20 protein-coding genes and 2 tRNA genes are annotated in these 23,608 nt (G+C 51.7%); 14 read left to right on the forward strand and 8 right to left on the reverse strand.

Annotated elements, in window-relative coordinates; translation table 11 throughout:
* Positions 1-549: 549 nt before the first annotated feature.
* Positions 550-1,239, reverse strand: coding sequence for a Crp/Fnr family transcriptional regulator (locus PsAD13_RS21615; protein ID WP_063319439.1), 690 nt, complete (start codon positions 1,237-1,239; stop codon positions 550-552).
* Between the two features lie 832 nt (positions 1,240-2,071).
* Here PsAD13_RS21615 and PsAD13_RS21620 point away from each other — a divergent pair.
* Complete coding sequence (locus tag PsAD13_RS21620) at positions 2,072-2,335, forward strand: hypothetical protein (RefSeq protein ID WP_063319440.1); 264 nt, start codon at positions 2,072-2,074, stop codon at positions 2,333-2,335.
* A 382-nt stretch (positions 2,336-2,717) separates the two neighbouring features.
* Here the strand turns inward: PsAD13_RS21620 and PsAD13_RS21625 are convergent.
* Together PsAD13_RS21625 and PsAD13_RS21630 are read right to left on the reverse strand one after the other, a co-directional pair.
* Positions 2,718-2,793, reverse strand: a tRNA-Lys gene (locus tag PsAD13_RS21625).
* A 20-nt stretch (positions 2,794-2,813) separates the two neighbouring features.
* Positions 2,814-2,889 (reverse strand) — tRNA-Lys (locus tag PsAD13_RS21630).
* A gap of 860 nt (positions 2,890-3,749) precedes the next feature.
* Between PsAD13_RS21630 and PsAD13_RS21635 the strand changes: the two genes are divergently transcribed.
* The 3 genes from PsAD13_RS21635 to PsAD13_RS21645 all read left to right on the forward strand — a co-directional run bounded on the left by PsAD13_RS21635 (position 3,750) and on the right by PsAD13_RS21645 (position 7,093).
* Complete coding sequence (locus PsAD13_RS21635; protein WP_063319614.1) at positions 3,750-5,522, forward strand: acetolactate synthase 3 large subunit; 1,773 nt, start codon at positions 3,750-3,752, stop codon at positions 5,520-5,522.
* Between the two features lie 19 nt (positions 5,523-5,541).
* Positions 5,542-6,135, forward strand: coding sequence for an acetolactate synthase small subunit (gene ilvN, locus PsAD13_RS21640; protein ID WP_057465780.1), 594 nt, complete (start codon positions 5,542-5,544; stop codon positions 6,133-6,135).
* 199 nt (positions 6,136-6,334) lie between these two features.
* Complete coding sequence (locus PsAD13_RS21645) at positions 6,335-7,093, forward strand: pyridoxine 5'-phosphate synthase (protein ID WP_063319441.1); 759 nt, start codon at positions 6,335-6,337, stop codon at positions 7,091-7,093.
* Between the two features lie 72 nt (positions 7,094-7,165).
* Here PsAD13_RS21645 and PsAD13_RS21650 read toward each other — a convergent pair whose 3' ends face one another.
* Entirely contained in the window at positions 7,166-8,572 is a 1,407-nt protein-coding gene (locus PsAD13_RS21650; RefSeq protein WP_063319442.1) for a glutamine synthetase family protein, read from the reverse strand.
* 376 nt (positions 8,573-8,948) lie between these two features.
* Here PsAD13_RS21650 and PsAD13_RS21660 point away from each other — a divergent pair, with 376 nt between their 5' ends.
* From PsAD13_RS21660 to PsAD13_RS21670, 3 genes are all read left to right on the forward strand, one after another.
* A complete protein-coding gene (locus PsAD13_RS21660; protein WP_208986863.1) occupies positions 8,949-9,824 on the forward strand; it encodes a hypothetical protein in 876 nt (291 codons plus the stop codon).
* A gap of 98 nt (positions 9,825-9,922) precedes the next feature.
* Positions 9,923-10,504, forward strand: coding sequence for a DJ-1/PfpI family protein (locus PsAD13_RS21665; RefSeq protein WP_063319445.1), 582 nt, complete (start codon positions 9,923-9,925; stop codon positions 10,502-10,504).
* A 31-nt stretch (positions 10,505-10,535) separates the two neighbouring features.
* Complete coding sequence (locus tag PsAD13_RS21670; RefSeq protein WP_063289897.1) at positions 10,536-10,913, forward strand: ribbon-helix-helix domain-containing protein; 378 nt, start codon at positions 10,536-10,538, stop codon at positions 10,911-10,913.
* 40 nt (positions 10,914-10,953) lie between these two features.
* On the opposite strand, the gene PsAD13_RS28520 is transcribed toward PsAD13_RS21670, so the two are convergent.
* The gene (locus tag PsAD13_RS28520) at positions 10,954-12,486 is read right to left on the reverse strand and encodes a triacylglycerol lipase (protein ID WP_275496813.1); all 1,533 of its coding nucleotides are present in this window, start codon (positions 12,484-12,486) and stop codon (positions 10,954-10,956) included.
* A gap of 302 nt (positions 12,487-12,788) precedes the next feature.
* Between PsAD13_RS28520 and PsAD13_RS21680 the strand changes: the two genes are divergently transcribed.
* From PsAD13_RS21680 to ilvC, 4 genes are all read left to right on the forward strand, one after another.
* A complete protein-coding gene (locus PsAD13_RS21680) occupies positions 12,789-13,310 on the forward strand; it encodes a YeeE/YedE thiosulfate transporter family protein (protein WP_063319447.1) in 522 nt (173 codons plus the stop codon).
* A gap of 11 nt (positions 13,311-13,321) precedes the next feature.
* Complete coding sequence (locus tag PsAD13_RS21685) at positions 13,322-13,924, forward strand: YeeE/YedE thiosulfate transporter family protein (RefSeq protein ID WP_063319448.1); 603 nt, start codon at positions 13,322-13,324, stop codon at positions 13,922-13,924.
* 254 nt (positions 13,925-14,178) lie between these two features.
* Complete coding sequence (locus tag PsAD13_RS21690; protein ID WP_063319449.1) at positions 14,179-14,808, forward strand: TetR/AcrR family transcriptional regulator; 630 nt, start codon at positions 14,179-14,181, stop codon at positions 14,806-14,808.
* A 103-nt stretch (positions 14,809-14,911) separates the two neighbouring features.
* Positions 14,912-15,931 (forward strand): ketol-acid reductoisomerase, encoded by a 1,020-nt coding sequence (ilvC, locus tag PsAD13_RS21695; protein ID WP_057465770.1) that lies wholly within the window; start codon positions 14,912-14,914, stop codon positions 15,929-15,931.
* A 131-nt stretch (positions 15,932-16,062) separates the two neighbouring features.
* Here the strand turns inward: ilvC and PsAD13_RS21700 are convergent, their stop codons facing one another.
* Both PsAD13_RS21700 and PsAD13_RS21705 read right to left on the reverse strand, forming a co-directional pair.
* Positions 16,063-16,542, reverse strand: a complete 480-nt coding sequence (locus tag PsAD13_RS21700) for a carboxypeptidase-like regulatory domain-containing protein (protein WP_063319450.1) — start codon at positions 16,540-16,542, stop codon at positions 16,063-16,065.
* A gap of 12 nt (positions 16,543-16,554) precedes the next feature.
* Positions 16,555-17,052, reverse strand: a complete 498-nt coding sequence (locus PsAD13_RS21705) for a hypothetical protein (RefSeq protein WP_063293866.1) — start codon at positions 17,050-17,052, stop codon at positions 16,555-16,557.
* Positions 17,053-17,359: 307 nt separating this feature from the next.
* Here PsAD13_RS21705 and PsAD13_RS21710 point away from each other — a divergent pair, with 307 nt between their 5' ends.
* The 3 genes from PsAD13_RS21710 to PsAD13_RS21720 all read left to right on the forward strand — a co-directional run bounded on the left by PsAD13_RS21710 (position 17,360) and on the right by PsAD13_RS21720 (position 20,367).
* Positions 17,360-18,565: an MFS transporter gene (locus tag PsAD13_RS21710; RefSeq protein WP_208986864.1), complete on the forward strand. Its 1,206-nt coding sequence runs from the start codon at positions 17,360-17,362 to the stop codon at positions 18,563-18,565.
* A gap of 135 nt (positions 18,566-18,700) precedes the next feature.
* Positions 18,701-19,903 carry an MFS transporter gene (locus PsAD13_RS21715; protein ID WP_063319452.1) on the forward strand — a complete coding sequence of 401 codons (1,203 nt, stop codon included), beginning with the start codon at positions 18,701-18,703 and terminating at the stop codon, positions 19,901-19,903.
* Between the two features lie 23 nt (positions 19,904-19,926).
* On the forward strand, positions 19,927-20,367 hold the full coding sequence (locus PsAD13_RS21720) for a GNAT family N-acetyltransferase (RefSeq protein ID WP_063319453.1): 441 nt from the start codon (positions 19,927-19,929) through the stop codon (positions 20,365-20,367).
* A 114-nt stretch (positions 20,368-20,481) separates the two neighbouring features.
* Here the strand turns inward: PsAD13_RS21720 and PsAD13_RS21725 are convergent, their stop codons facing one another.
* Positions 20,482-23,499 carry an SEL1-like repeat protein gene (locus tag PsAD13_RS21725; RefSeq protein WP_063319454.1) on the reverse strand — a complete coding sequence of 1,006 codons (3,018 nt, stop codon included), beginning with the start codon at positions 23,497-23,499 and terminating at the stop codon, positions 20,482-20,484.
* Between the last annotated feature and the right edge of the window lie 109 nt (positions 23,500-23,608).

The raw sequence follows: 23,608 nt of genomic DNA on the forward strand, positions 1-23,608 counted from the left end.
TTCCTCGGATTTTAAGTATTTGTAATGTGGTCGTTGGACTGCGAAAATCAGAGAACTTCAATCTTCAGTATTGAAGGAATGGTCCATATTTGGCCCTGAATACAGCATGCCGAGAGGTGAGAAAGTGAGGATGATTTATGCTCGTGCACTTAATCCAGCGGAGAATACTCCCGCAGTCACCGGCATCCACACCACCAACCAGCGGAGCAGAGATGCAAACAGGGGGTCTTGCGTTTAATGGCAACTCGCGGAGGACTGAGTCTGAGCTTTGAACCAACGCCCTAAAAGGCTATCTCTGGCGCGCTCGCAGATGTGTTTGACCGCATGCATAGAATGCCCCCTAGGCGTAGTCGCTAAAGATTTCTCTCCCCAGTCACTCGCCAGACGACGCTCTGATATTCAGATGACAGCGGCCAAATGCTGACACTTGAATATCAATGGGATAAAATTACAGAGGGATTGTACGTAGTCGGCAGAGCAAAGAATGCTAAGAACTTAGCAATCTGGCTATTTACTCAGATTTGTGCACACGGCATGAGCGAGCAGACCTCAGAGAGACAAATGCTCGGCTCTGGCGGCATCAATCCAGTCTGACAGGGCTTGTTCATCCGGCACGGCAATTGCGCCATACTTCAGCACGATCAGGCCATTTTTTTCCAGCTGTTTGAGCGCTTTACCCATAGAAACACGTGAGGTGCCCACAGCAATAGCCAACTCAGACTGGTTCCAGTTGAGCATCCCTGGCACTTCTGAAGCTTCGAGCATATTCTGCAAGAACACCGCTGTATAAGCGGGCAAAGGCAGCAAACGCAGATCGTCAAGCATGTTCAGCGCCACATTCAATCGGCTTAACGTCGCTGGCAAAGCTGCGCGGGCGATCTCGGGATGAACGTCCATTAGCGTCAGAAAATCAGCTTTGTGAACATAACCAATTGTCGTTTTACCAACTGCTGTAGCATTTTGCGTCCGCTTGCGGCCGGTCAGCACGCCTATGATGCCAATGAAGTGGCCCTCGCCAAGCACCGCAAGAATTGTTTCCCGACCACTGGGGCTGAAAAGCCCCATTCTAACTGCCCCTGTACGCACAATGAGCAGGCGATCACCCTCATCGCCAGTCGAGAAGATCGTGCGGCCGTCCTGATAGGTGTGGCACTGCTCGACAGCTGCAAAAGCGGCCTCGACCTTTGGACTGAGCAAGTCAAGGAACTTGAGGCTCCCGTGATCCAGCAATCCTGTCATGGCCAAGGTTCCTTAAAATGCGTTGAGGGCGTACACTTCATCACGTACCCTGAACATCGCCCTGGTTGTCAACACACCATACTGTTAGTTGCAGAGTTTCAACTGTGGCCGCAGCTAGCGATATTCACGAATGTCTGCAATTGGTCATGAGTAATTGCAGATCGCCAATAAGAGCTATTGTAGAAGTCTACAGGTGAGCGCGATTCAGCTCATAATGGGAAAGTCCGATGGTCGAATTTTAGCTCATTCTGAATTGCAGGGCTCATAACTTCTTTACTTCATGAAGCTGTTAGGCCTTTTCAGTAAAAACAGGCATTGACTTTAGCTATCCTAAAGAGCGGCAAATGCTCGTTAGGCTGGATATGATCCAATCTCTTCTTCTTCAAGATTTCACGGGTCCTTCCTAGGCCTTTGCCTGCCTACGGGTAGTTCGAGACCACGGTGCAAGCGACTATGTGGTTTTCGCGAGGGCTTGATGTTTATGTTCATGTTGTTGTTCTCACATTTTCGCCCCACTAATCCTATGGGTTTGTGGAGGAATTCAGTTTCCTTGCATTGACACCTTGTTCCAATCATCGCATGTTCATCTTGAGGCGTCGAAACCTCTACGAAGCGGTAACCGCATCCGTTTATTGGCGGTTTTTTTGTGTCTGGAGTTAGCTTTCCAAACGCAACTCTCGCTTATGGGCGGGAGGGCGGTGAATACAATACCCTTTGCGGGGGAATAAACCCGCCTGTCTTCGTCAGGTTTCGAACCTCCCGCTCGCCAGTGGGTTGTCGAAAGCTCTCTGTCGAGTGGTTTGTTCAACAAGCCAACGAAGAGGGCTTCGTAATGACTGATACTGGTAAAGAGAAATGTGCCCATACTTCCCTTCGCAATGAAGTGGATCAGCTTCACCTCACAGCCAACCACCTCAAAAATCTAGTTTATTCCATGAGTGTGGTTCTGAGCGAACGCATGGAGCACACACAGGAATATGAAGCGTTGCTGACGCTGTTTGATACTGTGCGCAATCACATTGAAGATGTGCAGGGAAGTAGCGAGAAGATTTCCGAGCTGCTTGAACCTTGCACGCTGGAAGTCTCCAAAGACTAAAAATACGAAATGAAGAGGGGTTTTGCCTCTCACGGAATATTCTGGCTTGGGAAGCGTGATGCTTCTCAGGCCTTTTTGATGTTCGCTTGAAGCAGATATGCCCTTTATCAAAAGCACTAAAATTGCGCTCTGACGACAAGCAACAGTTCTCTGACGGCTTTTCAGCGCTCTAACTTTATGGGAAGCCTGCGTATTGACGACCAGTGACGACATTAACAGCTTTTCCAGAATTAATTTGAAAGGGTACTTGCAGGAGCTGAGAGGGGTGAAATCGTGCTTTCAAACGCTCTCATTTGCTTACATAGTGTTGACACAAGGCACAAAAGCAAAAAGCTCCCGGGAGGGAGCTTTGCTAAACCTCTTTATATACCATGAGGTTAAATGGTGAGCCCGCACGGGTTCGAACCGTGGACCTACTGATTAAAAGTCAGTTGCTCTACCAGCTGAGCTACGGGCTCACTAAACACGAGACGTTTGTTGGTGGGTGCATAGGGATTCGAACCCTAGACCGGCTGATTAAGAGTCAGCTGCTCTACCAACTGAGCTATACACCCAAAACGTTTCCCGCCGAAGCGATGGCGGGTGTATATAAAGCCTTTAGCAAGAGCGCAAGGCCCTAGGTGCAACTTTTCAAAAATGTCTTGTGTAAAGTAAACTTATCCCAGACTAACCTATGCAAATCTACGAATTTTCGCAGCACAAACACAATTCAGAAGTGCGAAACGCGAAAAAACACCGCAAATTTCACAAGACTGACCTCTTATCAATTAGTCCAACGCAAATTTTTCATCAAACAACCAACTACGGGCCACCCCAGCTCTCCTTAGCAGTCAGCGGCGTGCACTGCAGCTAAAGTGGCCTCGCCGGCATCGCACTGCAAAATCCCGTATTTCTGCGGGTTCACTCAAGTGCAACAATTGCGCCTGGAAAAGCCAATACAAACAGAGCGAGTAGGACTTTTCGCCACGCAACTTCTGCAAAGCACGCTGACTATTGCAGATAACTCAAGGAAACGAGAGGTCTTTGCGGCGCAACATTAAGAAGAAGCCACTTGACGCTTTTACGTATCTAAGCCTAATCTCACCCCGAATTTCAGAGTTTACCTGAGCGATTCAATGGTGAAGCGCGGTAATCTCTTACACGGTTGGAATTATGTTAAGGGAGAGTGGAGCCCTGAGGCTCCCAATACCAGAATGCAAACTTCAATTCTTCTTATCGTGGTGGGACGCGCGTCGCCGGAGTGAGCTAGCTCACTCGGAACGGTTAGACGCGCACAAGGAGCCAAACGGCTCCTTTTTTTATGGCTAATTCGCAGCGATGTTTAAAAGAGCACCCCTGCAAAACAAACAGTCGGATTGATTGCACACCCTTCAATCAGGCAAAACGAGCAGATACAGGCAACAAGGACTTGATGATGCAACGGGAGATGACAGGCGCTGAAATGGTTCTCCAGGCGCTGAAGGACAACGGGGTGGAACATGTATTTGGATACCCTGGTGGTGCAGTTCTACCCATTTATGATGAGCTGATCCAGCAGGATGCGATCCAGCACATCCTTGTCCGTCACGAGCAAGGCGCAGGCCATGCTGCTGAAGGCTATGCGCGCTCTACCGGAAAAGCCGGCATTGCTCTGGTGACCTCTGGTCCGGGCGCAACCAACATGGTGACTGCCCTGACAGACGCCATGCTCGACTCCATCCCTATGGTCTGCATCACCGGTCAGGTCCCAACCAACCTCGTTGGGTCTGATGCGTTCCAGGAGTGTGATACCGTTGGCATCACCCGCCCGTGCACCAAGCACAACTGGCTGGTGAAGGACGTTGATGATCTGCCTCGCATTCTCCATGAAGCGTTTTATGTTGCACAGTCTGGTCGTCCAGGCCCTGTTGTTGTCGATATTCCAAAGGATGTTCAGTTTGCCACCGGCACCTATGAAGGCCCGCAGGCAAACCCGAGCAACCACAAAAGCTATCGCCCGCAGCTGAAAGGCGACATGACTGCCATTCGCGCAGCTGTTGAGCTGATGTCAAAAGCCAAACGCCCTGTGTTCTATACAGGCGGCGGTGTCATCAACTCTGGCGCGGCTGCAAGCCAGCTGCTGCGTGAGCTGGTAGACCAGACAGGCTTTCCGATCACATCCACCCTGATGGGTCTGGGCGCTTATCCGGCATCCGGTGAGCAGTGGCTCGGTATGCTGGGCATGCACGGCACCTATGAAGCCAACATGGCTATGCACGATTGTGATCTGATGATCTGTATCGGTGCACGCTTTGATGACCGCATCACGGGCCGCCTGGACGCCTTCTCACCGAACTCCACCAAGATTCACGTGGACATCGATCCATCCTCCATCAACAAGATCGTTCATGTTGACCTACCGATTGTTGGCGATGTGGCTCACGTTCTGGAAGACATGGTTCGCATCTGGCGCGCTTCCAGCTTCCGCTCTCAGCCAGAGCTGAAGGAATGGCAGACACAGATCGCCAAGTGGCGCGCACGCGATTGCTTGTCTTACCGCCACAGCGATGATGTCATCATGCCTCAGTACGCATTGCAGCGTCTGAACGCAGCTATCAAAGGCCGCAAGGATGTTTACATCTCCACCGAGGTTGGACAGCACCAGATGTGGGCGGCGCAGTACCTTGGCTTTGAATCTCCAAACCACTGGCTGACTTCAGGTGGTTTCGGCACAATGGGGTATGGCCTGCCAGCAGCTATTGGCGCACAGGTTGCTCATCCAGACGGGCTGTGCATCAACGTTGCAGGCGATGCTTCCATCCTGATGAACATTCAGGAAATGTCGACAGCTGTTCAGCATGGTCTGGCGCCTAAAACGTTCATTTTGAACAACTCCTACATGGGTATGGTTCGCCAGTGGCAGCAGCTGCTGCACGGCAACCGCCTCTCCCACTCCTACACGGACAGCCTGCCTGACTTCGTAAAACTGGCAGAAGCCTATGGCGGCAAAGGCATTCGTGTCACCAAACCGAGTGAATTGGATGATGCCATTCAGGAAATGATTGAAACACCTGGCCCGGTTCTGTTTGATTGCTGCGTCGCTCAGCTGACCAACTGCTTCCCAATGATCCCATCAGGCAAAGCCCACAACGAAATGTTGTTGCCAGATGAAGCAACTGATGAAGCCGTTGCAAACGCCATCGACACCGCTGGCAAGTCATTGGTATAGGTAAGCTGGGAGAACCATTATGAACGCACAGAAAACAGACGCTCTATCGGCTTATTTCCTAGCCGAAACCAGCGATGTCCTCGAAACACATACCCTATCAATCATTGTAGACAATGAACCGGGTGTTCTTGCCCGCGTGATTGGTCTGTACTCTGGCCGTGGCTACAACATTGACAGTCTCAGTGTTTCTGAAACGGAGCACGAGAAGCACGTTTCCCGTATCACGATTGTGACCACAGGTACTCCTCAGATCATCGAGCAGATCCGTCACCAGCTGGATCGTCTCGTACCGGTGCATATCGTCCGGGATCTGACCGTTGCAGCACGCAACTCCAATCAGGAAAAGCCGCTTGAGCGAGAGCTGGCGCTGATCAAGGTGCGTGGTGAAGGAGAAAAACGTCTGGAGGCCTTGCGTCTGTCAGAAGCTTTCAGGGCAACTGTCATTGATGCAACCATTGATCACTTCGTTTTCGAGATCACAGGCCGCACCAATAAAATCGATCAGTTCATCGAAATCCTGACACCACTGGGTCTTGTTGAGGTTTCACGTACGGGCGTTGCCGCACTTTCACGTGGGTCCCAAGGTCTTAAAGACTTGCAGGATGAAATTTAACAGTTAGAGGACAATTTTGTCCTATTGATATTGAGCGGCGTCTTTTGCAAGTCTGTGAAGACGCCGTTTTATTTTGATAATCTAGAGCGTATCCCCGACAGGTGGGAACCGGTTCTCGGATAAGGGTACGTGAAGAATAAAAAAGTCAGAGCATGGCGTATAAAGGCGACATGCCCTGACTCAAAAAAGAGTATGCTCCATGAAGACGCCTAGCCGCTTATCCGTCAACGTAAACGCTGTAGCAGTTCTGCGAAATCGCCGCGACGTTCCGTGGCCAAGCGTGACGCATTTGGCAGCCCTCGCCCTCAATGCAGGTGCCAAAGGCATCACCGTGCACCCACGCCCGGATGAACGCCATATTCGCCGCACAGATGTTGAAGACATTTCCAAAATGCTACGTGAGGAGCTGCATGGCAAAGAGCTGTGCCTCGAAGGCTATCCGGATGAGCGTTTCATGGAGTTGGTGGAGCAAACCCGCCCGACGCAGGTTCTGTTTGTACCGGACGACCCGTCCCAGCAGACCTCCGACCATGGCTGGGATTTCTCCCAGAACATGGATCTCCTGAAAGAAGCCATCAGCACTGCGAAGTCCTGGGGCGTGCGCACATCACTTTTCGTGGATCCGGAACCAAGCCAGCCAGCTCTTGCAGCTGAAGCAGGCGCTGAGCGTATCGAGATTTACACCGGCCCTTATGGAGCCTGTCATTCTGACAAGGAAGCCGAGAAGGTCGAGCTGGAAAAAGTCGTTGCCACCGCAGAAGCGGCAAGAGCAGCAGGCCTTCTGGTCAATGCAGGTCACGATCTCACCGTTGAGAACCTGCCTGCTCTAATTGAGCGCGTGCCATACATCTCAGAGGTCTCTATTGGCCACGGCTTCACCGCTGACGCTCTGGAACACGGTTTCACTCAAAGCGTTCGCCGCTTCCGCCACGCCCTTGGTGAGCCGACAGAACTCTAAGAATTATCCCGTTTCAAAGAAAAGCCTGCTGTGATCCGTTACAGCAGGCTTTTTTGTATGTAGCTGCTGAATTCAAACCCCTTCAAAATACCGCAGAAACTCAAAGCTGGTGATGTCCTTCTCAATCCATGCCTTGAACGCCTTCAGCTCATTCTCCCGGCTACGTGCATACTGATCCGCCAGCGACGCCCCCAAGGCCTCCTTCACAAATTCACTCTCCCGGAAAAGCTCCAGTGACGCTTCTAATGATCGCGGCAACTTCTCCAAGCTTTCATCCTTCCCCGGATCACCAATCAGCATTGCCGGTGGCTCCTCCCCCTTATGAAGACCTTGCAGCCCAGCGGCAGCAATCAAAGGCACGATGATATACGGATGAGTGTCAGCCCCCGGACACCGATGCTCCGAGCGGACCGCTTGCGGGTCAGGACTGGAAATCACGCGCACCGCACTCACGCGGTGCTCATCTCCCCAACACACTTCTTCAGGGCAACCAGTAAATCGGGAAAGCCGGCGGTAAGAATTGATCGTTGGCCGAAACGCCAGATGAGATGACTGCATCTGCGCCAGAAGTCCGGCCACAAAGAACCTCCCCCGCTCACTCAGCACCGCCTCCCGATCATAAAACACATTGTGCCCCATCTCGTCATAGAGGCTGATGTGCACGTGGGTTCCGCACGCAGAATCCTGCCCCATTGGCTGATAACGCGCCATGAAGGTCGCAATCAGATCATGCTCCCGGCACAGCTCTTTCAGGTGATGACGTGCTCGTACTGCATTGTCAGCAGCCTGCAGTGGTGAAGTCGGCGACAAGGCAATCTCATACATGCCCCAACCAATCTCACTCTCCATTGAGGAAACCCCAATGCCAAGCGAGCCCATACGCGCACGAAACGCTTCCATCAGGTCCATGTAGTCCGGATCACGGTTGACTGAGTCATATTGCAAGGAATGACCAAACGGCTTGAGCTTGTGGTGGTGCCCCGCTTCAACCAATGCCCGGTCAAAATGAAAGATCCCTAGCTCAAACTCCATTCCAATCTTCATGGTGAGTTTCAGCTCGGCAAGCTTTTCTTCCAGCATCTCCAATGGACGCCGCAAGTCCAATGAAAAGCGCGCACCATCCCGCTCATAACAATTCAGCAGAACCTCCGAGACCTCAGATCGCCACCCCAGCTGAAACAGCGTGTTGCCATCTGCCAGACTGTGCAAATTGCCAAAGCCGGTGTGATACCAGACGTGCGGAGACTCGTAGATCTGCTCACCAGCAGGCTGCCCGTCTCCGTGAGGAATAAGATAGAGCGAGGAGTTGGTGGAACACCCCTTCTCCAACCCATCCAGAGGCTGAAGCCGGCACCGCAAAAGCCCGTTCATATCTGGCACCTGCGTGATAACCGAATGTACGCCCCGCTGCCTCAACTGCGCGATTTGCTTGGCCAGCCCTTCCTTTGAGGCGGTTTGCTGTTCCCAAAATGTCGTCATGCCTGATCCACTCCAAGATGTACAAAGCACCTTAAAGTCAACGCTGATTGCAAAGCATGGAAGAATTTGGCGACCTTTAAACTAAATCTCGCATCCGCATAAGTTGCAAGTAAATCCTCAAGACTACCTAAGCAGTGTAATTGGTACACAGGCGCATCGGCTGGAATTATCGACAAAAACCACATCAAGCCCATGAAATGATGGAAATAAGTGCCCCCATACCCACCGTGCAGATCAGCAACACTCGTAGAGATAACTAATAGTTTATTGCCAGAAAATTGTAAGGATACGGATTTCTGCTAGGTTGGACATTCCCTAAGGACACCCCATCAAGAATAATAGAAACATGCGCTCTTTATACCTCCTGGCTATCCCCATGGCTCTTGCCGCACATCCACTCAGTGCACAAGAAGCCAACCACCAAACAGAAGCTCCACGAGAGCTTAACGCAGGCGGTTTTGTCGGCGTCAACGTTGGCCGCTCTTTCTTTGAGGCTGATCAGATCGACACGAAAGATCAGGAACCAAACACCCTTGGCTTCTATGGATCTTACGCTCTGCCACTCTTCCAGCAGTTCAGCCTGCAGGTAGATGGAGATCTCGAATACTACCAGTTCGACACCAAGGACGGTGACAACACCCTCCGCGACGGTCTGGGAGCAGTCCACTTCGCTTACAAAGACCCACAGCAAGGCCTATTCGGTGTCTTTGGCGGCGGGGGTGTAACCGTTGACGGCGGAGACGACACCTCCACCAAAACCTTCCAGTTCATCGGCGTTGAAGGCCAGTATTACCTTCAGGACATCACCCTGTTCAGTCAGGCAGGCTTCCTTGATGGTGATGACGACCAGAACGAGACCATCGACAACGGCCTGTTTGCCCGTGGTGGCGCAAGCTACTACTTCACACCAAACACCAAGTTGACCGGCTCTCTGTCTTACGTCAGTGGTGATCGCTACAATCACCCGAACCCGCGCGAAGCACGCAACGGTGAAGTGAACATCTTCAGCTGGGGTGCCGAGTTCAAGCAAAGCTTCACTGCTCTGCCAGTTGGTCTCAGCGCTTCCTACAGCGGCCATGACTTCCAGATCAAAGGTGATGAATCCGACGAACCGGTCATTCATGAGTTCCGTTTTGGCGCATTCTTCCAGTTCGGCACCACAACATTGCAGGAAAACGACCGCACAGCAGCAGGCTCTGATCTGCCACAGCTGAAACGTTGGATTTCCCTCTCAACGAACGAAGTCGACTAAGCCTTCGAGATTAGGCTGAGCTATGTAGTAATACGCTATTACCCGCTCAGCCTCATCCCTTGCTACGTTTCCCTCGCAGCCACATCTGGGAGGGAAACATGTCTGCCAAAAAAGTGCTTATGATCACCGGTGACTTCACCGAGGATTACGAAACCATGGTGCCGTTTCAGACCTTAGGCGCCGTTGGTCATGATGTTCACGCCGTTTGCCCAGATAAAAAGGCAGGCGATACCGTCGCAACATCCATCCATGACTTTGAAGGTGACCAGACCTACACCGAAAAACGTGGTCACAATTTCACACTCAACGCCAGCTTTGACGCCATCAACCCGGCAGATTATGACGCACTCGTTATTCCCGGTGGCCGTGCACCAGAATATCTGCGCCTGAACCCAGCCGTTCTGGAGATGGTGCGTCACTTCTTCAAAGAGAACAAACCGGTCGCAGCCATCTGCCACGGTGCTCAGCTTCTCTCTGCTGCTGGCGTGCTAGAGGGCAGAACCTGCTCCGCTTATCCGGCCTGCGCACCAGAGGTCACCGTGTCTGGCGGCAAATTCGCTGACATCGACGTGGCTGACGCAGTCACCGACGGTAATCTTGTAACAGCGCCAGCATGGCCTGCTCATCCAGCATGGCTCAAGCAGTTCCTTGCTCTGCTGAACCAGCCTGCTTATGCTTAAGAAGCAGCACTAGACAATTGCGGAGGGGACCATGTGTGAGCTTTTCATCAAAGCAGATACTGACCTGTGGGAGAGCACAACACGCTCCCTTCGCATTGACCGTATGGTCACCAGCGTACGGCTGGAAACCTATTTCTGGACCATCCTTGAAGAGATCGCTAAGCGCGATGACATGTCCGTTGGCCAGCTTCTGACACGTCTACACAATGAATCCATCGAAGCAGGGCATGACCTGGGCAACTTCACCAGCTTCCTGCGCGTGTGTTGTCTCCGCTATCTCTCGTTACAGGTGACAGAGGATATCCCGAAGGACAAATCCGTCCCGATCAGCACTCTCAATGCTCCTCAGTTGCTGAAGAACGAACGTGCCTACCGGGCACAAACACGCGCCATAGAAAACGCAAGTTAGGCTCCCCTCACCTTCTTCAGCGAGAGAAGCCAATCAACAGCTACGCAAAGACAAAGTCTTCAGCGCTCAGGCTATGAGTGAACAACCATCCCGTATCCACCTCCAGCACATCATTGCCATAGGATATGGTGATCCATCCTCCCAAAACAGTCTCATCGATGTCCAGCTCTGAAAAGGAGCTCACACCAGCTGCGGAAAGATCAATAGTGTCCTCGCCAACATCGAAGTCATCAATCACATCCTTCACACCATCATCCGCGAAACAAAACGTGTCGGCACCGTCTCCCCCAACAAGAAAGTCACGGCCCGTACCATCTCGCAGAACATCGTTACCATCTCCACCTTCCAGAATGTCATCTCCGGAACCACCAAGCAGCCGGTCATTGCCGTCTTCCCCGCGCAGATGATCATCACCAGCAAACCCTTCCAGCGCATCATCACCATCATTCCCGCGCAGCAGGTCATTGGAGGTTGATCCGAGGATGTAGGCATCCTGTCCATGGTGACCGGTTGGGTCCAGCAGAATTGGAATATCCTCAACCCACGTATCATCACGCTTCTGATCAGAAAGCCCGGAGATAATCACCACGCTGTCCCGGTTCATCTCGCTATAGAACGCGGAGGCGTTGATCGCATTGAATGCCGTGCTGTAGTTGAAAGGCAGATGCGCCGACCAGCTCGGCAGGTTGAGCAAACCGCCCCCATCCCAAAACAGCGGTGTATCATACCAATCATTGAAAATGACGATATTGCTGGTGTCGTAGCCGTAGTCCGTATCGTTACCCGTCAAATCCAGACCATCAGACGAGATCGTCGAGGGCACCGGATCATTTTCCAGATCAAAGCTGAAAAGCTCAGCCCCGCTGTCTAGAACAGCCGCACCATCCTCCGGCGTATAATGGCTGGCAAATGCCATGTAGTTGGCACCCACAAAGAAGCCATCCAGCCAGTCATTGCTGCGCTCTGCCATGTTGGCAACAGCACCGCCACCCAGCGAATGGCCTGTCACAACCAGATCGCTGCCATCCAGTCCATGCCCAACCATGAAATCCTTCAGCGCAGCAAGCAGCCCGCCGAACGCTTCTTCAACGTAATGCGGTTCATCCTTGAAGAACTCAAGATAGTCGATCACATCCCCAATCGTGTCGGTAACAATGTTGTCCAATGTCCCCGTCGTTCCACGAAACGCCAGCGCAACCTGCGTGATGTTGCCTTGATCATCATACTTGGCCAGCACGTCTGCCTGAGCATCTTTGAACTTGAACGTCTCCCCCTGAAACGTCCCGTTGTGATCAACGATTGCACCATCATAGCCAAGATCAGCAGCAGAAAGGACCGTCCATCCCTTCTCCTCAATCCTGTCACGTGCCGCTTGTTCACTCTCCCCGCTCAACAATCCGGCCTGATCTTCAGTTCCCCAAAGAGTTCCGACCAGTGTTCCCAGCGAGAACCCGTTGGCTTGATACGCACTCCCAAGCGCATCATCCAGCCCGTGATAACTATAAAGCATCAAGTCCAAAGCATCAGACATGAGCTGTCGCGCGTCATTCCCTTTATACTCAAATAAAGACATCATCCCTCCCGAATGCAAAGCAACTACATCCTGAAGGAAAACGCTGGTCTCACAATAACCAATAGTAGGACTATGAATTCCATATTTCATATATTTGAAATGCAGATGGATGTTCATCCAATAAACAACAGGTAACCTAACCAACGCTAATGAAACTATTGCGTTATATCTGGATGATCTTGCTGGAAGAACAAATTCATTCAGCTCATCTAAATCACACTTCCCCTACAAATCTCTCTTGTATATTAGTTTATTAGTATATATTAATATACTAAATTAAGGAGAGATCGGAGGGCAATCAATTGGATCTTCTCAGGCAAAACGTTTGGTCCCCCTACCTGGCGGGCATAATCATTGGGCTCCTGCAAATCCCGGCTTTCTTGTTGGTTGATACCGCACTGGGAGCATCATCCTCTTTCGTCACCGGCACCGGCTTCATCTTCTCGCTCTTTGATTCCAGCATCACGGAGATCAAGTATTTCGCCAAGTACATGTCCAAGGACAAGTACTTCTGGCAAAGCGCATTGGTGATCGGCATCGCTCTGGGGGCGCTGATCTCCTACAAAGCAAGTGGCCGTCAAGCCAGCTTCTCCTCTTCAAGCTGGAAGACCATCGGTGCAAGTTCAGCCCCGGTTGTTCGTCTCCTGCAAGGCTTCATCGGTGGCTTCGTTCTGCTGGTTGGCGCTCGCATCGCAGGCGGCTGCACATCAGGCCACGGCATCTCCGGCCTTGCACAGCTCAGCGTTGGCTCCAGCGTTGCTGTTGCAGCCATGTTCGCAGGTGGCATCGTCACCGCCAACCTTCTTTACAAACGCGCATCCTAAGGAGAGGTCATATGGAAATTTTCTGGCTTGTTATCCTCGGCCTCACCATGGGCATCATCTTCGGCGTCGCACTGGAAAAGTCCCGTGTCATGGAACCCGGCGTGCTCATCGGCCAGTTCCTCTTCAAAGACTACACCATGCTTAAAATGTTCCTCGCAGCAACAGCAACTGGTCTGGTCGTCCTCTCTGGCCTGACTGCACTCGGCCTTGCAGAGCTGCACCCGAAAAGCTTTGTTGTTGGCAACATCATCGTCGGCGGCACCATCCTCGGCGCAGGCATAGCCATCGCAGGCGCGTGCCCAGGTACAGTCTTCGCCCAGATTGGCCGCGGCTACAAAGATGCATGGCTCACCATCATCGGCGGCATCATGGGTGCAGCGTTTTACGGCTACAACAAATCCCTCATTGATGGCGTGCTGGACATGGGCAGCCTTGGCAAGATCACCTACGCGGATCTGTTCCCATCCCTGCCCTTCTGGATGCTCGGTCTCATCACCGCAGCTGCCCTCGTCGTCGTCATGATCGCACTGGAAATGTACCGCCCCTGGAAAGTGGATCGTGGCATGGATCAGAACAACAATGCATCTGCCAGCTCAAATACGGCACATGCATAATTTAAGAGCCCCCAACTGAACTGACTTTGGTTCAGATCAGTAATGCCCCGGAGGAGCACAGACCTTCGGGGCATTTTTTTGTGTAATGAGAAAGGATCAAATCAAACTCACCTTAAGACACCTAATTTTATTGCGCCCACACTGTATTTTCCCTCACTTTCCTGTTGCATCCATTTCGATTCTACGGCATAACCGAACCGTACCGTACGGTACAGAAAATCAAACAAGCCAAACCGCTGGAATTAGAACCGCATATGTCCACTGAGCCAGAACAACCAGACTTTACAGACCGCCAGCGTGCGGTACTGGACAAAGCGCTGGAGCTGCTGGTGGAAGGCGGCGAAAAGGCGCTGACAACAGCTGCCATCGCTCGCGCTGCGGGGTGCTCAAAAGAGAGCCTCTACAAGTGGTTTGGAGATCGCGATGGATTGCTGGCTGCAATCGTAACCCGTCAGGCCTCCAAGGTTATTCCGGGTGCTGATCCAGCCGCAAACATGAGCGAAGACGGCCTGCGTGCCGCATTAGAAGAATTTGCCAGAAATCTGCTGGAGACCATCTCCGGCGACGTTTCTCTGGCCCTGAACAGACTTGCCATCGGGCAAGCCAGCAAATCTGAAACCGGTCTTGGCGCCATCCTCGAAAAGAGTGGCCGCGCCCGCATTGGCAGACAGACCACAGCATTGCTGGAAAAAGGATGCACACTTGGCTACCTGCACTGCGAAGGCCCGCAGGAAGCCTACAGCACACTTTACGGGCTGGTCGTTCGCGATCAGCACATCCGCATGCTTCTGGGCGGCACCGCGCAGGCATCGGCAAAAGACTTGGAACTGGCTGCCCAAACAGCAGTCAAACAGTTCATACAGCTCTACGGAGCACAGAATTAAAGCGCCTCTCTGGAAAGTGGAAACAGATTTTCAGGGAAACGCAAACCAAAAACTAGACCATACGTGCTTTGGGAAAGGCACGGGCGAAACAAAGGGTAGTACCATGCGCGTATATTACGACCGCGATTGCGATTTGAACCTGCTCAAGGGCAAGAACATCACCATCATTGGCTACGGTTCTCAGGGCCGTGCACATGCAATGAACCTCAAAGACAGCGGCGTTGCAGGCATCACCATCGCTCTGCGCGAAGGTTCCACAACACGCCTGAAAGCTGAAGCAGACGGCTTCACTTGTAAGACTGTTGCAGAAGCAGCAAAAGACGCAGACCTGATGATGATGGCAACTCCTGATGAGCTGCAGGCAGACATCTGGAAAGAAGATATCGCAGGCAACATCCGTGACGGCGCAGCAATCGCTTTCGCACACGGCCTGAACGTTCACTTCGGTCTGATCGAGCCTAAGTCCACCATCGACGTTCTCATGGTTGCACCAAAAGGCCCAGGCCACACCGTACGCGGCGAATACCAGAAAGGCGGCGGTGTACCTTGCCTGATCGCTGTTCACCAGGACGCAACAGGCAACGCAAAAGACCTCGGTCTGGCATACGCATCCGGCGTTGGCGGCGGTCGTTCCGGCATCATCGAAACCTCCTTCCGTGAAGAGTGTGAAACCGATCTGTTCGGTGAGCAGGCAGTTCTCTGCGGTGGTCTGGTTGAACTGATCCGCGCAGGTTTCGAAACCCTAACCGAAGCTGGTTACGCACCAGAAATGGCATACTTCGAGTGTCTGCATGAAGTGAAGCTCATCGTAGACCTGATCTACGAAGGTGGCATCGCGAACATGAACTACTCCATCTCCAACACTGCTGAGTGGGGTGAGTATCAGACTGGCCCACGCATCGTGACTTCTGAGACCAAAGCAGAAATGAAACGCGTACTGGAAGAAATCCAGAACGGTACCTTCACTTCTGAGTGGATCCAGGAATACAAGGCTGGTGGCGCCAAGTTCAAAGCAACACGCCGCCTGAACGACGAGCACCCAATTGAAGAAGTTGGCGCAAAGCTCCGCGAAATGATGCCTTGGATCTCCGCTGGCCAGCTGGTCGACAAAGCGAAGAACTAATCTGATCCTCATCGCAGGATACGCATAAAACAAAATCAGAGCGGCAGTTGAACTTAACCTCAGCTGCCGCTCTGACTTTTTGTAAAGATCAACTCATCAAAGACCTGACCAATCCAGTCTTCCCAACCGCATTATCTCTGCAGGTTCTGCTCAACCTCAAGCTGAATTTTTCCAGCATCAACGGCCTCAGGCTGCAAACTGAGCATGTTCTGAAAGAAGCTCTTTTCTTTAATCTCTATGGTTTTCTTGTCTCGTCTGCTTGCAACACTGCTGGCAGGCAAAGCTTCATCAGAGGGAGCGACAGAAAACTCTTTTGCTAAACCCTCTGGCAGCTCAATTGAATATTCACCGCTATCCAGATTGTACGCTCTGAAGAAGCCCTGATCATCCGTGAATACAGTAATCGCCTTATCGCTATCCTTGTTTTTCAGCAGCAATGGTGCATTTGCAATGGGCTCATTTTGATCATCGACAGCTTGCCCGCACACGGAGGCTGCTGGTGCACCCGTTCCGGCATCACTCCCCTCGCATCCCCCCATTGAGAACGCTGGTATACTGACCAAAACCAAGGCGCAAAACATCACAAAACGAGCGAAATGCCGGATCATCATCTACGCTCCTCCTTAGCGGTTTTTGCTCAAAACAACGGTCGGTTTAAACTTCTCGCCTGCATTAAAAAATCGGGGAGCAACATCCGGATCACCCAGCGGGACCAGATATCCATTGTAAGACTTCCAGTTGCTGGGAACGGTCAACTTGATCTCAAGCTCTTCCTCGCTCCCCCAACTCTCCACGGAATCCCATTCATCGCTAACAACGGCCAGCGCAACCATGTTGACGGAATGCGGTTGTTCAATTCTGACCGTAGCAACAAGCTCAGTCAGGTTGGGAGCATTGCCAAATTGCTGCAGGCAAAAGACAATCAATCCTCCACCAATGAACGTCACAGCAATCGGTGCCGCGTTTGTTTTCAGCTTGCCAAAAAATGGAAGTTCAAGCTCAACAACACGCCCCTCATTGTCAACAAATCGCTTTTCTTTAATCAGCGCATAGACTGACAAGATGGCGATAAGGCCACCGAATAAAATACCCGTAAGAGCAAGAATAAAGGCAAAGAGCATGCAGACCTCCCACCAACCACTCCAAAAATATCCCAGCCAATTCAAAAAAACCAACCGTCAATATTCGAGAAGCAAAGCAGCGATGCTCAAACAGAATAAATCCAGCTCACCTTTATCCGATCAACAATAATCAATAATCTTCCAAAGGCTTAGAGATACATGACATCCAGAAAAACCCGGGCCTTCACTGTGTTTTTCTGTGCTTAAAATTGCTCACTTTACACGACACCCTCATCAGGTAATTTACGTAGTATTAGAGCGATTGGCCCGAAACCATCTTTTGCAAGGTTAGGGCGTGGAGTTTTTCTTGAATCCTATTAGCAGTCCATTACAAAGACTTGATAAGTTCCCAATTTTATTTTTCGCAGTGATGTTTTTCGGCGCATTTTCGATTGCCTTCGTAATCCCACTATTGAGCACCTACATCATTGAGGAATTGCAGGAACCAGCGTTTAATCTTGCGCTCGTCATCGGCGGTTTTTCAGTCGTGTCTCTTGCCACCAACCGCATTTTTGGTGGTCTCATTGATGGCGGCAACCGCGTCAAGCCATTGCTTCTCATCAACATTTGCGCCTTCACTGTTCATACTCTCATCCAGTTGACTACTCCCTCCTATCTGTCTCTCATCATTTTCGGCATCCCGTTGATCGGCATCAGCGCCGGCGCTCTGTCCACCATGTATTCCACGGGTCGGTTGATTGCAGAGCAGACCGGACGCGATCCGGGCACCTTCAACCTTCACATGCGCATTTGCCTGTCGCTTGGGTGGGTCTTCGGTCCGCCTGCCGCCTTCCTGCTTTATGGCACCTATGGGTTTCAGGAAATCCATCTTGCAGCAGCCATTTCAGCCTTTATCTGGCTCACCCTTTGCCTGCTGTTCATCCCCGCAACGCTGAAAACTCACATCAAGAAGCACGCTCAGGAAAGCAGCACTGCAGACACAGTTCCCATGATGTTGCTGATCGCATGTGTTCCCGTGTTCGCCTTGTCTGCTGCAAACAGCGTATTCTTTTCAGCAGGCCCCGTTTACTTCATTAAGGAGATGGGCCTCTCGGTCTCCGTCCCCGGCTGGGCTTTTGCAACCAAAAGCCTCTTCGAAGTCATCATCATCTATTTTGCAATCAAGCCAACACAGCGGATTGGCGAACGGAATATGATGTTGCTCTCTGGCCTGGGTGCCATGCTCTTCTTTGCAACAATCACAAGCGCCAATTCCGTTGAGCAAGTGCTCATGCTCTGCATCATTGAGGGCATGTACTATGGCATCTGTGCCAGTGTGGGCATCACGTTCATTCAGAACTATGCCCGCCACAAACCCGGCATCGCGACCTCTTACTTCGTCAATGCCATCTTCGTTGGCGGTCTGGCAGGCAATGTCCTCACTGGGCTTGTCGCATCCTACACCACCTTCCAAAACACAATCCTGAGCAGCGTAGTCCTTGCTGCTCTGGCCACCTTGATCCTGTTGGTCATCAAGCCCCCCCAACACCAGCAGCTTGCACAAACATCCTGAGCATTTGCGCTGGCTGGATCAGCGCGCATAAAAGCGCGATAACATCTCCTGCTTGCATTTCGTTCAAGGAGATGTATCAATACGTACATTCCCGCAAGACTCCATAAGTCTTTCCCCATCACCTTTGGATTCCCCATGCGCTCTATTCCTGCGGCTCTGGCAATGCTGGATCGTTTCCCAATACTGATTCACGTCTACATGCTCATTGGCTCTCTGGCGATTGCTTGCCTCATCCCACTCTACAGCTCTTATGTTGTCACAGAGCTTGGCGAGCCAGCATGGAAACTCGCGGTCTACATCGTCGGTTCAACCGCCATCACACTGTTTTCAAACCGCTATTTCGGCGCACGTATTGATGCCGGAGCACGTCTGAAGCCTATCTTGATATTCTGCTCCACGCTTTACATGCTCAACATGGGCCTTCAATCAACAGTGCCAGCCTACTGGATGCTTCTGATGGGCGTGCCGCTCATGGGTGTCTCAGGTGGCGTGCTCTCCACCATGTTCTCTTTTGGCCGCCTGTTCGCAGAACAAACCAATCGGGAACCTGCCAGGTTCAACTCACACCTGCGCATTGCCATGTCGTTAGGCTGGATGGTCGGCACACCGCTGGCCTTCACGCTCTACGGCATGTTCGGCGTCAGCTCCATTTTCCCGACAGCCGGCGTCATCAGCATCTGTTGGCTGGCGATGGGCATTTGGATCGTTCCCAAAAGCTTCACCACCCACCATCCGATCAAGACCAGCGAGAATGGCAGGATTGAACCGGTTCCGTTCGCCCTCATCCTCGCTTGCCTGCCCATATTTGCGCTCACCTCGGCCAACGTCATCTTTGTATCCGCAGGTCCCGTCTTCTTCATTGAGGAAATGGGCTTCCCGATAGCAACCCCGGGCCTCGCCTTCTCAGTGAAGTGTTTCGTCGAGGTTTTAGCCATCTTTTTTGTCGTCAAGCCTGCTCAAAAGCTGGGCCAGAAGAACGCTATGCTGTTCTCCGCTCTGCTTGGAACACTCTTCTTCCTTCTGATTGTACGGGTAACCGATCCCTCACAAATCTACCTGCTCTGCGCTCTGGAAGGTCTGTACTATGGCATCAACGTCGGGCTTGGCCTCACATTCATCCAGGCATACGCACCGCATCGACCAGGGATCGCGACGGCGTCTTACACAAATGCCATTTTCGCAGGCGCCTTGGTTGGCAACATGATGACCGGCACAGTGGCAAGCATCACCACATTCGGAAACACCATCCAGTTTTCCGCTCTACTCACTCTGCTCTCCGCCGCAATTTTGCTGGTCGTCCGGGCTCCAAAGCCTGAAACCAGCCTCCAAACCTCCTGAACGACAGACCTAAGCAGCTCAAAATGACCCAAACTCTGGAAATCGAAATCTCAACCGATAAAGACAAACTTCAGCGCGACAAGATCTATCAGTTCCTCTCAGAAGACGCCTATTGGAGCAAAGGCTTGCCACGGGATGTCTTTGACAGATCCATAGAAAACTCCCTGTGCTTCGGGCTATATCTGCCAAACGGAGAGCAAGTTGCGTTCGCTCGCGTCATCACAGACAAAGCCACCTTTGCTTATCTGGGCGATGTCTTTGTAACGCCCGCTCATCGGGGCAAAGGCCTCTCCAAACAGCTCATGAAAGCAATCGATGCCCACCCCGAGCTGCAAGGCCTCCGCCGCGTCCTGCTGGCAACAGCAGATGCGCACGACCTCTACAAACAATTCGGCTTCACCTCACTTGGAGCCCCCGACCGCATGATGGAACGGCACAACAAGACGGCCTATCAGAAAGTTTGAGAAATTAGCCTTACGACAGTTAGTGCTCGCGATTCATATAACAAATTCGATTTTCTCCAAATAGATCCTTCAAAACGCCTAGTTGTTCGCTTCAACAAGGGTAATACTAGGCCGTTATGAAGACGGGTCATTCAGTCGCGTCTGTCGCCGAACCCATCGTTTATGCTCATACCCATCAGGCTGTTGCTCCGCCCAATAATCGACAAGCAAGTCAATCGCTTGCAGGTTTAGCTGCTCAGCGGCACCCGTCAGCACTTGTAAAGCATCCTCATCAAACCCAGCATCCACTTTCCCTTGCAAAATGAGGCGCGCAACTTGTACCTTCAGAGCAGGCACTTTTGCGCTGGCAATGCGGTACCACATGGCCGCTCTTCGATAGTCTTGCTCAACATGCTGCCCTTGCTCATAAAGCTCAGCTAATCTTTTTTGCCCGCTCGCATAACCAGCATTCGCAGTGATAGTCAATGCTTGCAGTGCCTCCGCAAGCTCAGCAGCCGATGGCGAAGCTTTCTCAAAAATAATAGCGGCAAGCGTATAGCGCACTTCCGGCGAAAACTCCCAGCGATCTGGCTCTGACCGGATGAGCTTTTCTGCAATTTTGGCATTCTTCGGGACTGTAAGGCCGTAGAAAAGATTGATAGCCGTGAGAACCTTGTGGTCCCAGTCACGATTATACCCCTCCTTTTCTTTGAGCATATCTTGTAGGGAGAGGCCGCCAGACAAGGACTTTGTAATCCGATAGGCTTGCGCTCCTCCATGCGTGCGAACAGCTTTTCGCAGCAGGCCCACGCCTCCCTCATAATCACTGGTGTATTCTGAGCCAGAAATGTACTTCCTTGCCAGTTTCAATTGAGCATCTAAATCATCGGCATTGGCTGCGACGTTGTAAAGCTGCTCTTGCAACTTCATATCCTGCTCCAGTCGGCTGAACTCCAAATAGTATGCCGCGCTGTATGCGGCTGAAGCGTCACCACCCAAGCCAAGTTTCTGTTTCCAGTATTGAAGCTTATCCTCACGGAATCCTTCAGGTGGGCTGTGTTTGTAAATCCAGGCCAAACGTTGCGCTGCATACGTGTTCCCGAGTTCTGCAGCTTTCTCAAACCAGACGATTGACTGCTTCATCGCATTTTGTTGGTTCAGTGCCACCTCATCGTAATACGCCCCAAGGTACACATAAGCGTCGGTATAGCCAGTCTCAACAAGCTCCTCGAGAAACCGCTTTGCTCTTGCAACATCCCGGAAACTCCCGTTGGTGAACATATAGATATTGGCAAGCTCAAGCTTCGCCGCATCACTACCCTTCTCCATAGCAGCGTGGTAAGCATTCACGTGTTCAGTAAGCAGTAAGTTTGCGGGATCAGCTTCAGCATCCAAACGAGCAAGATGGTAAAGCGCTTCAGGATTCTCAGAGCTGATCTCTCTGTACAGCTGTTTTGCTCTCTGCAGATTTCGTGGACCGCCTAACCCATCCTCTTCAAGAAAGGCAAGGTCTATTTTTACATCATCAATCCCGAGTGTAAGTGCGTACTCGTACCAATATCGCGCCTCAAATGAGTCCGCAGCAACACCCAACGCATAATGATATTGGTATCCCAAATAGGCGTAGGCACTCTGATTTCCACGATCTGCAGCCTTATGAAACATCCTCAAAGACGTCGGATAATCCTGCTCAGCACCGTCCCCGTAATAGTATATCAAGCCAAGACGATAGGCCCCAAAAGCACTTCCGGCTTCATGTCCTTTCTCATAGAGTTCATTCGCTTTTTTCTGGTCTTTCTCCGTGCCAAGCCCTTGTTCATAAAGGAAACCTAGATCAGCACTGGCCCGCTGATATCCATTATCAACCGCATCCTGATAATAACGGATAGCCTTGGCGTAGTCCTTCTCAACACCAAGGCCTTCATCATACGCGTTGCCTAAGCGAACCAGCGCCAAAGTAGAACCCGCATCGACAGCCATCTCATAATAGTCATTAGCTTTGAGGTGATCGGCCTCCATACCGTAGCCGTCCCGGTAGCAATCCCCCAACCCGACCATTCCGGAGTACGACCCACGCGTGATACTCTCTTCAAGCAAAGCAATCACCTCAGCCGGATCGATCTCATCAGAAACCTCAAAACGCTTCAGATACGCAAGAAAGGCGGACCCGTTGCCATTACCTTGCTTCCGGGCAAGCTGATAATAAGCCTCCGCCTTTTCGTAATCGACCTGCCCAAGTTCCCCGTCCTCGTAGATCTCACCGATTTCAACCAACGCATAAGAGGAGCCCCATTCTGCAGCAAGCTCAAAATACTCCAGCGCTTTGGCGGCATCCCTCGGAACCTCCGTCCCATCCAGATAGATCTCAGCAAAACTGATAGCCGCATTCAGAGAGTAATAGCTGAGGTCTTCCTCTAGCAAAGCAAACACTCGCTCCATATCCACATCGCCCAAATGTCCGGCATAGATCATATCCGCAAGCCGGGAGGCTGCAATATTGCTACCAGCATCACGTGCGCGCTCAAAGTACTCTGCAGCCTGCTCATAATCAGGCGCAATACCTTCCAGCCCCTCACTAGCGTAATCACCTAGATAAACCAGAGCAGCGTAGTGCTCCAAATCTGCCAATTGGCGCAGAAGCTTCAACCCGTAGTTGACATCTTTCCTAACCCCTTCGCCTGAAATATACATAGTAGCCAGCTGGGCAAGCGCCCAGTCATCACCTTGCTGAGAAGCCTCAAAGTAAAGTTCGGCTGCCCGCTTATAGTCAGCCAACACATGATATCCACGCTCATACATAGTTGCTAGCGGAACACGTGCATCCACGTGCTCCTGCTCATTAGCTTTAGTCAGCCAGTAAAAAGCCTTCTCATAGTCCAACGCAACGCCACCTCCCGACCAGAAAGCCCTGCCCAACTGGTACTGAGCGTCCGCATCACCCTGCTCAGCCTGTAGTCTCAACGCATCAAAGTCGATGATTTCCACACGCGCTCGATGCTCTTCCAGTATCGAACGCGGAAACGCGTTCTCTTCTAGCGCTTCCTGGATCCTACCTGAACGGCCTTGTTCAACAACAGATGCAGCTGAAACCTCCTGCACTGAACAAGAAAAAACACCGATCAGAAAAAAGGCAAAGAGCACGCGCGAGTTCATTAAAGCAACACCTTGAAATACCACTGAGCAATCATTCTCTCTCCTTCTGAAGGAAGTCAATCAAAAGCACACGCCCCTCAAGAAAACATCCTGTAACAGCAACACCTCA

Origin of the sequence: Pseudovibrio sp. Ad13 (assembly GCF_001623225.1) — a bacterium.
Taxonomy (GTDB): domain Bacteria; phylum Pseudomonadota; class Alphaproteobacteria; order Rhizobiales; family Stappiaceae; genus Pseudovibrio.

What these genes read in the sequence shown, in the direction of transcription:
- PsAD13_RS21615 (WP_063319439.1), bottom strand. Translation starts at nt 1,239, where the DNA reads ATGACAGGATTGCTGGATCACGGGAGCCTCAAGTTCCTTGACTTGCTC.
- PsAD13_RS21620 (WP_063319440.1), top strand. Translation starts at nt 2,072, where the DNA reads ATGACTGATACTGGTAAAGAGAAATGTGCCCATACTTCCCTTCGCAAT.
- PsAD13_RS21635 (WP_063319614.1), top strand. Translation starts at nt 3,750, where the DNA reads ATGCAACGGGAGATGACAGGCGCTGAAATGGTTCTCCAGGCGCTGAAG.
- ilvN (WP_057465780.1), top strand. Translation starts at nt 5,542, where the DNA reads ATGAACGCACAGAAAACAGACGCTCTATCGGCTTATTTCCTAGCCGAA.
- PsAD13_RS21645 (WP_063319441.1), top strand. Translation starts at nt 6,335, where the DNA reads ATGAAGACGCCTAGCCGCTTATCCGTCAACGTAAACGCTGTAGCAGTT.
- PsAD13_RS21650 (WP_063319442.1), bottom strand. Translation starts at nt 8,572, where the DNA reads ATGACGACATTTTGGGAACAGCAAACCGCCTCAAAGGAAGGGCTGGCC.
- PsAD13_RS21660 (WP_208986863.1), top strand. Translation starts at nt 8,949, where the DNA reads ATGGCTCTTGCCGCACATCCACTCAGTGCACAAGAAGCCAACCACCAA.
- PsAD13_RS21665 (WP_063319445.1), top strand. Translation starts at nt 9,923, where the DNA reads ATGTCTGCCAAAAAAGTGCTTATGATCACCGGTGACTTCACCGAGGAT.
- PsAD13_RS21670 (WP_063289897.1), top strand. Translation starts at nt 10,536, where the DNA reads ATGTGTGAGCTTTTCATCAAAGCAGATACTGACCTGTGGGAGAGCACA.
- PsAD13_RS28520 (WP_275496813.1), bottom strand. Translation starts at nt 12,486, where the DNA reads ATGTCTTTATTTGAGTATAAAGGGAATGACGCGCGACAGCTCATGTCT.
- PsAD13_RS21685 (WP_063319448.1), top strand. Translation starts at nt 13,322, where the DNA reads ATGGAAATTTTCTGGCTTGTTATCCTCGGCCTCACCATGGGCATCATC.
- PsAD13_RS21690 (WP_063319449.1), top strand. Translation starts at nt 14,179, where the DNA reads ATGTCCACTGAGCCAGAACAACCAGACTTTACAGACCGCCAGCGTGCG.
- ilvC (WP_057465770.1), top strand. Translation starts at nt 14,912, where the DNA reads ATGCGCGTATATTACGACCGCGATTGCGATTTGAACCTGCTCAAGGGC.
- PsAD13_RS21700 (WP_063319450.1), bottom strand. Translation starts at nt 16,542, where the DNA reads ATGATGATCCGGCATTTCGCTCGTTTTGTGATGTTTTGCGCCTTGGTT.
- PsAD13_RS21705 (WP_063293866.1), bottom strand. Translation starts at nt 17,052, where the DNA reads ATGCTCTTTGCCTTTATTCTTGCTCTTACGGGTATTTTATTCGGTGGC.
- PsAD13_RS21715 (WP_063319452.1), top strand. Translation starts at nt 18,701, where the DNA reads ATGCGCTCTATTCCTGCGGCTCTGGCAATGCTGGATCGTTTCCCAATA.
- PsAD13_RS21720 (WP_063319453.1), top strand. Translation starts at nt 19,927, where the DNA reads ATGACCCAAACTCTGGAAATCGAAATCTCAACCGATAAAGACAAACTT.
- PsAD13_RS21725 (WP_063319454.1), bottom strand. Translation starts at nt 23,499, where the DNA reads ATGAACTCGCGCGTGCTCTTTGCCTTTTTTCTGATCGGTGTTTTTTCT.